Here is a 6,219-nt window from a genome sequence, read left to right on the forward strand (position 1 = left end):
AAACGGCTTTCTTAAAATTGGAGGAGATACGATGGAAGAAGATAACAAAAATAGCCAGCAGAAATGGCAAGAGCAGCTTTTGGCAAGCCGGTCCATTATTCTTACCGGTGAAATTACGCAAGAAGCGGCGGAAAGTGTAGCTTCTCGGCTGCTTCTTTTGCAGGAACAAGGCGATGAACCCATTAAGCTGTACATCAACAGTCCTGGGGGCCATGTTGAATCCGGCGATACCATTCATGACATGATTCGTTTTGTGAAACCCCGCGTGCTGGTAATCGGCACTGGCTGGGTGGCTAGCGCTGGTATTACCATTTACCTGTCCGTTCCCAAGGAAGATCGTTTTTCCTTGCCCAATACGCGCTATATGATCCATCAACCGCTCGGCGGCGTTCGGGGCCAGGCTTCGGATATCCGTATTGAAGCGGAAGAAATCGTCAAGGTCCGCAGCCGCATCAACCGTTTGATCAGCGCCGGAACGGGCCAACCGTTGGAAAAGGTCGAGCAGGATACCCTTCGCAACTACTGGCTCAGCGCCGAAGACGCCAAAGCGTACGGCCTTGTCGGACAGATTGTGGAGAAGTACGAGGACTTGCCGAAGCTGTAAGACGTTGAAGGACGAACAAGAGAACCGGAGTGACCGGAGGGCATGACACAGGTCATTAAATAGTAAAGCCCCAGACTCTAATGAGCACGTTTGTGTGCAACAGAGCCTGGGGCTTCCTTCGATATACTCTACATTAATAAACGAACCGCGAAATACGCGAAAGGCGCGAAAGGGTCTTAGTTCAGTACTCCGTAACCCTCCGTCACGCCCTCCCTCTACTCCCTTGACTCTTGTTCAAAAACCGTAATCCTCCAGCGTATCCTCCCGCGACTCCGGTTCTCTTGTTCAATCTCCTCGTACCTTCTAGTGCAACGGGCTGATGAACATGCTGTACAAGGAAAGAACAATTTCGATCATAATGAGGATGATGATCGCCCATTCCAGGCGCGTGCCGCGCCGGGCGTGAACCAAGCCGGAGAAGGCTTCGGTGATATCCATGAGAGTTTCCGTTTTATGACGAAGATTTTCGTAGCGCTCTTTGAGCTCGAAGAGCAGGGACAGCTCGTTATGCAGCGAGGCCGCCTCTTCGTTATTCCAGGTAATGTCCGGATTGTCGAGCAGCATGATATAGGAAAGGGTGTTGAGACGAAACCGCAGAATGTTGGCAGTCATGCGGGCCAGACCGCTGTCCGTCATGCCGAGCTCGCCGCGGCTGAGATTGTTCACGACCGCTTCAATGCGGTCCAGCAGAGCGTCAACTTCATTTTCGTTTTTTTCGAGCGAGACGGATTTTGCTAAAATGGTGGCAATGATTTCTAGATGGTGGTCGCATTGAGCGTCGACAACAAGACTGTCGTTGTTGATGGAGAAGTCCGCTTCGGTGTTGACTTCGAGCTTATAATCATCCTCATAAGGGAAGTTTTGCGAAATATCTATTTCGGGCTCTAGGCGTTTCAAGTAATGGATAACATCGAGGATTTCATGATGCTGCAGATTGACGCAAACTACGCTTCCAAAATGGAAAAGATAGACCATTTTACTGTCGGCATTATTGACAATGCCCTGCAGTTGGTCCTGTTTGAGCAGCAAGGGGTCTTCCCATTTAAATTTTCTTTGAATGCCGAAATGCGGCGCAATTTTGTTTAAATGCAGCTCATTGCCTATTACAATGGCTTTGAATTCAGTATACATAGATTTTATCCTCCAAAACACGGAAATATTCCTAGGCGATATGAAAAATGTTTGCGAAAATACACTATTTGTAGTACACTCAAAATACTGTTCATGGTTCCACAGGGAGCAGCCGTCCGCTAAGTTTGTTGGACGTTGCATTGTCTGAGGGACTTTTCTTTATGTCTGAGCGTAGCCTATTTTTTCCTTTTTGTAAAGCAAGGGCTAATGCATAATGTTGGTTTAATGTAAAAAGAATGTAAACTTTACGCGTAGCCTCTACCGGTTGTACCCGGAAATCGCGTAGTATAGGAGACAGGATGATGAAGCTTACTACTCCCTATTATTTGATTGATGAGAAAAAACTACAACGGAATATGGAGATCATCAAACAGGTTCGGGATTTGTCCGGGGCCAAGTCAGTGCTGGCTCTGAAATGCTTTGCCACCTGGTCTGTGTTTGATTTGATGAGCCAGTATATGGATGGCACGACGTCAAGCTCTCTGTATGAGGCGCGCTTGGGGCATGAAAAATTCGGCAAGGAAACCCATGCCTATTGCGTCGGCTACTCAGCGGCAGATGTGGCGGAAGTCGCGTCTTTTGCGGATAAGGTGATTTTTAACTCGTTCTCTCAATTGGATCGATATCACGAAGTTGCTAAAGGGGTCAAGCTGGGACTGCGGGTCAATCCGGGCTTCAGTACTTCCGGCTTTGATTTGGCGGATCCGGCGCGGCGCTATTCGCGTTTGGGGGTGCAGGACATGGTGGAACTTCGACGACGGTTGCCGCTTCTGAGCGGCTTGATGTTTCATTACAACTGCGAAAACGACAGCGTGTCGTCATTTCGGGAGCAATTGCAGCGGTTAGGGGAAACCTATGGAGAGTTTTTACACCAGCTGCAGTGGGTGAGCTTGGGCGGCGGCCTATACTTTACCAAGGAAGGGTATCCGATAGAAGAGTTTGCGGCCTTGCTGAAGGAATTTGCCACACAATACGGTGTGCAAATTTACCTGGAGCCAGGCGAAAGCTCGATTACTGGCTGTGCGGAACTGGTAACAAGCGTAGTCGATATTGTTCATAACGAAATGGACATTGCCATTGTAGATGCGTCAGTGGAGGCGCACATGCTGGATCTTTTGATTTATCGTCTGGAAGGGAAAATGGAGCAGCCCCAGGAGGCAAAGCGTCGTTACATGGTAGCTGGACGCTCTTGCTTGGCGGGCGATGTTTTCGGGACCTTTGACTTTGAACGGGATTTAGAAATCGGCAGTGAAATTCGTCTGATTGATGCGGCTGGCTATACAATGGTAAAGAAGAATTGGTTTAACGGCTTGCAGATGCCAGCGATTGTTGTAAAACGGTTGGATGGTACGCTGGAGTGCGTGCGATCTTTTAGCTACGAGGATTTTAGAACGGCTTTGTCTTAGAACGTTTTGACAAGCAAAAGGAGGAAGAAATGAAAAAAAATGTTTTGATCATCGGTGCTGGCGGCGTGGCTCATGTGGCAGCTCATAAGTGTGCAATGCACAACGATGTGCTGGGAGATATTTGCATTGCTTCGCGGACCCAGTCCAAATGCGACGCTATTATTGAAAGCGTGCTGCGTAAAAACCATCTGAAGGATACTGCGAAAAAGCTCTATTCCCGCGCGGTGGACGCATTGGATATTCCGGCACTGGTCGCCTTGATTCAGGACACGAAATCGGAGATTGTTCTTAACTTGGGACAATCCTATGTCAATATGTCTGTGTTGGAGGCGTGCATCGAAACAGGCGCTGTATATATGGATACAGCCATCCATGAAGAACCGGACAAGGTTTGCGAAAACCCGCCATGGTACGAAAATTATGAGTGGAAGCGCAAAGAGCGCTGTGCGGAAAAAGGCGTTACCGCTATTTTAGGCGCAGGCTTTGATCCTGGCGTGGTTAACGCCTGGTGTGCTCTGGCGCAGCAAAAATATTTCGACACCATTGATACCATTGATATTTTGGATGTCAATGCCGGCAGCCATGGCAAGTATTTTGCCACGAACTTTGATCCGGAGATCAATTTCCGGGAGTTTAAAAAGGTTTGGACTTGGGATGAGCGTCAGTGGAAGCTGCAAAAAGTTCATTCCATTCGCATGGACTATGATTTCCCGGTAGTAGGAAGCTGCCCGGTATACCTTACAGGCCATGACGAATTGCACTCGCTGTCGAAGAACATAGATGCCAACTCCATCCGCTTTTGGATGGGCTTTGGCGATCATTATCTGAACGTTTTTTCCGTGCTGACCAATCTCGGCATGACTTCGGAAAAGCCGGTGCGCCTGCCGGACGGCACGGAAGTAGTCCCGCTGAAAGTGCTGAAGGCCCTCCTGCCGGACCCGTCTTCTCTGGCGCCTGGTTATACCGGCAAGACCTGTATCGGTAACTTTATCAGCGGCATGAAAGACGGTCAGAAACGGGAGATTTTCATTTACAATACCTGCGACCATGCGGAATGCTACCAAGAGGTAGAGGCTCAGGCCATCAGCTATACCGCAGGCGTACCGGCTGCGGCTGCGGCTATTCTAGTCGCCCGGGGCGACTGGGATGTAAAGCATATGGTCAATGTGGAGGAACTGGATCCGGCACCCTTTATCGAACTGCTGGATCAAATCGGCTTGCCTACGGAAGTGGAAGAAAAGCCGTTGGCCTTTGTACCGCCGGCGATTGCCGCGCTGGACAGCGTAGACTGAATCATTGAACCTCCCGCAGGACCTGCGGGAGGTTTCTTTAAATATACCAGGCTTAACAAAACGAACCGCGAAATACGCGAAAAGTGGTTTTAAGAGAGTATGTCTTTCTATTTTTCTTCTCCTGCGGCCCCTCTCGCGACTCTGGTTCTCTTGTTCAATATTTTCACTCTAAAACAAAATGGAGGTTCTTATTAATGAAAAAGATGTTGATTTTGGCTGTGACATTTCTGTTTTGCTTAACCGCGGTGACCGGTTGCGCTGGTCCAGGAAGCAAAACGGCGGAAAAAACGGAGCCTGTGAAAGCAGATACACCCTTGCCGCCAGCGGATCCGAACAAGAAAAACAGCTTGGCTGTTTTTGAAACCTCTATGGGAACCTTTAAAGTGGAACTGTTTGAAGATAAGGCGCCCCGGACAGCGCAGAATTTTATTTCCTTGGTGAACAAAGGCTTTTACAATGGCTTGATTTTCCATCGCGTGATTGACGGCTTTATGATTCAAGGGGGCGATCCCAAGGGCAATGGTACCGGAGGACCGGGGTATGTGATTCCTGATGAATTTCATAAAGACCTGAAACATACCGGCGCGGGAATCTTATCCATGGCCAACGCCGGCCCTAATAGCGGCGGCTCTCAGTTCTTCATTACGCTGGACGCTACGCCTTGGCTGGACGGCAAGCATGCTATCTTTGGCAAGGTAGTAGAAGGCTTGGATGTGGTGAAAGCCATTGGCAAGGTGAAAACAGGCGCTCAAGATCGGCCGCAGACCGATGTGGTTATGAAAAAAATTACCATTGTTACTCCTTGAGGGAAGCTATGAGTGCATTGCAGTCGCATCGATGCGTTAAGGGATATGGTGAAGCGCAGTTTGAGATCAATCGTTCTCTTTTTATCGGGTATGCCGCCAGAGCGGCGACGGTAGAAGAAGCGGTTGCTTTCATTCGACAAATTCGGGAAAAGCATCCGGACGCCACGCACAATTGCGCAGCCTACATCGTCGGCAAGCACAGCGAGCAGCAGAAAGCCGATGACGACGGCGAACCGACGGGGACGGCGGGCAAGCCGATGCTGGAAGTGCTGAAAAAACAAAACCTGACTGATACGGTGCTCGTCGTAACGCGGTACTTTGGGGGCGTTAAATTGGGCGCAGGCGGGCTGATCCGCGCCTACGGAAAAGCCGCCTCCGAAGGCGTAACTGCTGCAGGCGTTGTTTTTTGCGAGCCCTATGCGTGCAGCGCCGTTTCTTGCGACTACGGTTTAATGTCGGTTTTGGAGCACCATTTGGGCCGGGATGGCTATGCAATCAAAGAGAAGGTCTTTGCGGAGCAGGTGACGCTATATGTATTGCACCGCCCGGAGGATACAGCTTTTTTTTCTAGGATTGCCGACTGGTCCGGCGGAACGGCCTGTATCAAAGAAGCTGGCGAGGAATATTGCGAAACCGAGCTTTAATGGCGGATTTTTACAAGCCGTCTTTGCTCGACCGATGTAGTATGTAAGTAAGGTTGCTGGTTATCAAAAGGCAACTACGTAGGAGGGAACGGGCATGGCATTGAAAGCGGCATTTTTATTCGTGGCTCCAGAGGCGGAAGCGCAAAAACATCACGCCCAGGTCAAAACACCGCAGGTAGAGCTGACGGTTGTGGGTGTGGCGGACTATGCGGCTGCCGTAGCAGCGGCGCAGGAGCTGAAAACGCAGGGAATTGGGGCTATTGAGCTTTGCGGCGGCTTTGGCAGCGAGGGCGTGGCTCTGGTGCAAAAAGCCGTAGGTCCTGAGATTGCCGTCGG

Annotated in this window: 7 protein-coding genes; 6 read left to right on the forward strand and 1 reads right to left on the reverse strand. The window is 50.0% G+C overall.

Features of this window, described 5'->3' with window-relative positions; genetic code table 11:
• Positions 1 to 604 (forward strand): ATP-dependent Clp protease proteolytic subunit (locus PHF27_RS10005; protein ID WP_300069322.1); only part of this gene is annotated, 604 nt, incomplete at its 5' end.
• 303 nt (positions 605 to 907) lie between these two features.
• On the opposite strand, the gene PHF27_RS10010 is transcribed toward PHF27_RS10005, so the two are convergent.
• Positions 908 to 1,735, reverse strand: a complete 828-nt coding sequence (locus tag PHF27_RS10010; protein WP_300069324.1) for an RMD1 family protein — start codon at positions 1,733 to 1,735, stop codon at positions 908 to 910.
• Between the two features lie 299 nt (positions 1,736 to 2,034).
• Between PHF27_RS10010 and nspC the strand changes: the two genes are divergently transcribed.
• The 5 genes from nspC to PHF27_RS10035 form a co-directional block, all read left to right on the forward strand.
• Entirely contained in the window at positions 2,035 to 3,141 is a 1,107-nt protein-coding gene (gene nspC, locus PHF27_RS10015) for a carboxynorspermidine decarboxylase (RefSeq protein WP_300069327.1), read from the forward strand.
• A gap of 29 nt (positions 3,142 to 3,170) precedes the next feature.
• Complete coding sequence (locus PHF27_RS10020; RefSeq protein ID WP_300069330.1) at positions 3,171 to 4,433, forward strand: saccharopine dehydrogenase family protein; 1,263 nt, start codon at positions 3,171 to 3,173, stop codon at positions 4,431 to 4,433.
• Between the two features lie 194 nt (positions 4,434 to 4,627).
• Positions 4,628 to 5,239, forward strand: a complete 612-nt coding sequence (locus PHF27_RS10025; protein ID WP_300069333.1) for a peptidylprolyl isomerase — start codon at positions 4,628 to 4,630, stop codon at positions 5,237 to 5,239.
• A gap of 8 nt (positions 5,240 to 5,247) precedes the next feature.
• Positions 5,248 to 5,883 (forward strand): YigZ family protein, encoded by a 636-nt coding sequence (locus PHF27_RS10030; RefSeq protein WP_300069336.1) that lies wholly within the window; start codon positions 5,248 to 5,250, stop codon positions 5,881 to 5,883.
• Between the two features lie 94 nt (positions 5,884 to 5,977).
• Positions 5,978 to 6,219, forward strand: a 242-nt coding sequence (locus PHF27_RS10035; protein WP_300069337.1) for a DUF6506 family protein, incomplete at its 3' end; no start/stop codon positions are given.

Origin of the sequence: Anaeromusa sp. (genome assembly GCF_028691475.1) — a bacterium.
Lineage (GTDB): Bacteria > Bacillota > Negativicutes > Anaeromusales > Anaeromusaceae > Anaeromusa.